The organism is Chitinophaga sp. 05T412 (assembly GCF_056396465.1).
In genome coordinates, this window is record NZ_JBFTLN010000034.1 from 1 (window position 1) to 4278 (window position 4278).

Sequence of the window (4278 nt, forward strand, 5' to 3'; positions counted from 1 at the left end):
CCGGCGTCGAGTATGTATAGCGTCGAGTATGTATATATGTGCCGAAGAAAATGGTTTGCCTATGGGGATGTTCTCTTCATAAGAACGACCTGTCTCTACTATATGCAGTAATTTTCCTATAGTCGTTTCCGTTGGGCCATAGTGATTCACTACTACGCATGCTGCGCCGGAACGGCGTATCTTTTCCACCACTGCAACCTCCAGCGATTCACCTCCGAAGATCAGTAGTTTTTCCGGCAGCAGCAGCGCATCTCCATCGCATAATGCTTTCCAGTGCGAAGGAACTACTTTGATACAATCAATACGATGCTGATTAAAATATGTTCTGATCTTTTCTGCATCATTGGTCAGCGCTTTTGAAAGCACATGTAAAGTGCCCCCAACCGCCAGGGAGCTGTATATGACTGTGTTGCCCAGATCTGTGGCTATACTGGAGAGCAATCCGAAAGAACGACAGCTGTCAATATTCAGGCGGGCCTGAAGACCGCCCATATAATCTGTAATATTGCCATGCGTCACCATCACTCCCTTAGGTTTACCGGTGCTGCCTGATGTATAGATAACATACACCAGTTGATCAGCGACAGGAAATACGCCAGGCGCCTCAGTAGGGAAGCTGCTTATCTTTTCTGCGTCATCATCTATGGAAATGATCTGGCATGTGCCGGTTTCCGGCAATCTGCTTTTGTACAGACTGTTGCTGATGACAATACTAGCTGCCGTATCGGTCAGTACATATGCTATCCTTTCTGCGGGAAGGTTGGGTTCCAGTGGAACATAAGCTCCACCAGCTTTCAATATACCCAGTATGGCAACGATCATCTCTGACGAGCGCTCCATACAGACCGGCACCAATGTTCCTTCACCAACCCCCTCGCCTCTCAGGTAATTGCCCAGTTGATTGGCATGTTCATTCAGATGCCTGTAAGTGATCGTATTGTTTTCAGATATAAGTGCAATAGTGTCTGGGTGACGGACAGCCTGCTCTTCAAATTGCGTCAGAATTGATTTATCCGACAGGGGCATATACTGCGTTTCCTTGTCAGCCCCGTTCAGCAGCAGCATTCTTTCATCAGAACGCAGCATATTCAGCGAGCTTATATGTGCAGCAGGTACATCTACAACCGCCCGCAGTAATACTTCAAAATGCCCCTGCAAGCGGTCTATGGTATCCGGTGTAAACAGGTCTGCATTATATTCTGTATATACATTTATACCTGTGGGTGTTTCCTGAATAAAAAGAGTCAGATCAAATTTGGAAGTGGTCTGCTCAATCAGTTCCGGATACACGGTTGCTTTCCCTAATGCAATGCCAGCAATATCCAATCTGTTTTGCTGAACAAACATTACCTGGAATAGTGGATTCCCTCTTTTGTCCCGTTCCTTTACCACTGCTTCCACCACCTTCCCGAAAGGAACATCCTGATGATCGAATCCTTCCAGCGTGGTTTGCTTTACCTGTTGCAGTAAGGATATAAAGGAAGGATCATTCCCAAGGTTACTCCGTAGCGTGAGCGTATTGGAAAAAAAGCCGACCAGTCCTTCCAGCTCTCTCAGCTGACGCCCGGCAGTTGAGCTTCCCACTACAATATCATCCTGACCGCTGTACCGGTGTAGCAACACTTTAAAAACTGCCAGCATGGTCATGTACAACGTAGCATCCTGTTGCAGGGATAAGTCCTGTAACCTGGCAGTCAGATCTTTGTCCAGCAGAAAAGAAGCGCTGCTTCCACGATAGCGTTGGTCTGCCGGACGCTGATGGTCCGAAGGCAATTGCAGCATTGTTGCGCCTTTCAGTTTCTCTTTCCAGTACTCCAGTTTTCTTTCCAGCACCCCATTTATTATCTCTGATCGTTGCCAGATAGCGTAATCCGCATATTGTATCGGCAAGTCCGGCAACTGAAGCTTCTTTCCCGCCGTATGAGCATCATACAAGGTTACCAGCTCCTGTAGTATAATTCCTGAAGACCAGGCATCTGAAGCGATGTGATGCAATACCACTACCAGTACATGTTCCTCTTTATCCAGTACGATCAGATGTGCGCGCAGCATGTGATCCTTTTCCAGATCAAACGGTGCATCTGCCAATAGCCTGACATAATTCTTCAGGGCATTATCATCTTCCCGGTATGCTTCACCAGCAACAACCGTTAACGACAGCTGACCTTTTGCCAATATCCGCTGATACATTTCTCCTTCTTCCTGCGCGATAACGGTCCGCAATATTTCATGGCGGTCAACAATCGTTCGCAAGGTATGTGCGAGCACATTACTATCCAGGGGGCCGCTGATCCTGAGCATAGCAGGTATATGATACTGCACGCTGCCTTCCAGCTGATGAATGAACCACAAACGTTCCTGGCTATACGAAAGTGGGATATGCATGCCTTCCTTCCTGTCATAGGCGCTGACATTGCCGGTAAAGCCAGTCCGTCCATGCTGTTTGCGGGTTTTTAAATATTCAATAATATACTCTTTGTTATGTTTCAGTTCATGCAAAAAAGCGCTATCTATTTCCTGTTCCTTCTGGACCTGCACCACTAATTCATTATCATCCAGAGATATTTTTATGCCGATGCTATTTGCTTTTTCCAGTAATGATAGAATGTCTTTCAGCTTAAAGCTAGTCATGGTCTGTTATTTAAGGATAGTCGAATGGTTGAACCACTATATTTTTATGGTTTTCATTTCTTCAAATGCGGGCGTAAAATCAGCCTGGCTAACATTTATATATTTAGCCAAAGCGTCGATAGTTGGAAGCTGGAAGAAAATGCTGACGGGTATTTCTATGTCCAGCTCTTTGTGGATGGCGGCATTCTGCCGCATCACCAGCAGCGAGTGACCACCCAGTTCGAAGAAGTTATCGTGGATGCCTATACGTTCTTTTCCCAGCAACGCCTGCCAGATGCCTGCCAACAGCTGCTCGGTGGCCGTTTCCGGAGCTACATAATTTTCCGGCTGCAACAACCTATCATCCGGCTGAGGCAACGATTTCCTGTCCACCTTTCCATTCGGTGTCAGCGGCAGCGCTTCCAGTGTTACCAGTACAGCAGGAACCATATAGGCCGGCAAACGCGCTTTCAGCCATGATTGCACCGCTTCCTTGTCATAGTCTGCACGGGGAACCACATAGCCCACCAGCCGCCGGTGACCAGATTCCTCTTCCTGTGCCACCACTACCGCCTGATGTACCTGCTCATTACCGGATAGCACACTCTCCACTTCTCCCAGCTCAATGCGGTAACCGTGGATCTTCACCTGTTCATCCAGGCGACCGCCGTAAGCGATCGTTCCATCCGCCAGCCAGCGACCCAGATCTCCCGTACGATACATCCGCGCTCCTTTTACAAACGGGTCAGCTACAAACTTCTCTTCCGTCAGCGACGCCCGGTTCAGGTAACCACGACCTACTCCAATTCCGCTCACACAGATCTCTCCCCAGACACCCACCGGGCAAATACAACCCCGTTTGTCCAGCACATAGATCCGCAGGTTCTGCACAGGACGACCCAATGGCACCGTCGATCCGGATGGCGCTGAAGACATGATATGATGCGTAATATCATCTGACGCTTCTGTGGGACCATACGCATTCACTACCGGTATACCACCATAAGCTGCATGACCAAACCATTGCTCCAGTAACCTTGCACTCACCTCCTCTCCTGTTACCAACAGGTAACGCAGCCCCTTTAATGGAGTGCTGATGCCCGACTGCAACAACGATGACAGATAAGAAGGCACCAGCTCCAGTATGGTGACCCCGCTGCGATGCGTGAGGGCAAGCAGCGAAGATGGATCGTAAATGACTGATGATGGATAAATAACCGTTGTGCCACCGCAGACCAAGGCCGCAAACATCTGCCATACTGATATATCAAAGCTATAAGTGGCTGTTTGTGCGATCACCGATTGTTCATCTATTTCAAGTGTATTGATCTTGGCATACAAATGATTCAACAGACCCTGGTGCTCGATCATCACTCCTTTGGGAACACCTGTAGATCCGGAGGTATAGATCACATACGCCAGGTGATGAGGACGAGGTGCCGGTAGTCCGGAAACCGGTATATCGGTGGTATTTACGAAGATGTCTTCCAGTAATACTATTCTGGCATCGTTAGCCGGAAGCTGGGCTGATAAGACCGCACTGCTCAATATCACGGAAGCTCCCGTGTCTGACAGCATATACAAAATCCTTTCTGCCGGATAGGACGGATCAACAGGTACATATGCGCCGCCCGCTTTCAGTATCCCCAGTATGCCGATCACCATATC

At 48.4% G+C, this 4278-nt stretch carries 2 protein-coding genes; both read right to left on the bottom strand.

The features are described from left to right. On the bottom strand, positions 1-2631 hold a 2631-nt coding region (locus tag AC1DFM_RS34505; protein WP_477081335.1), incomplete at its 3' end, for a non-ribosomal peptide synthetase. Between the two features lie 36 nt (positions 2632-2667). After that, positions 2668-4278 (bottom strand): non-ribosomal peptide synthetase (locus AC1DFM_RS34510; protein WP_477081336.1); only part of this gene is annotated, 1611 nt, incomplete at its 5' end.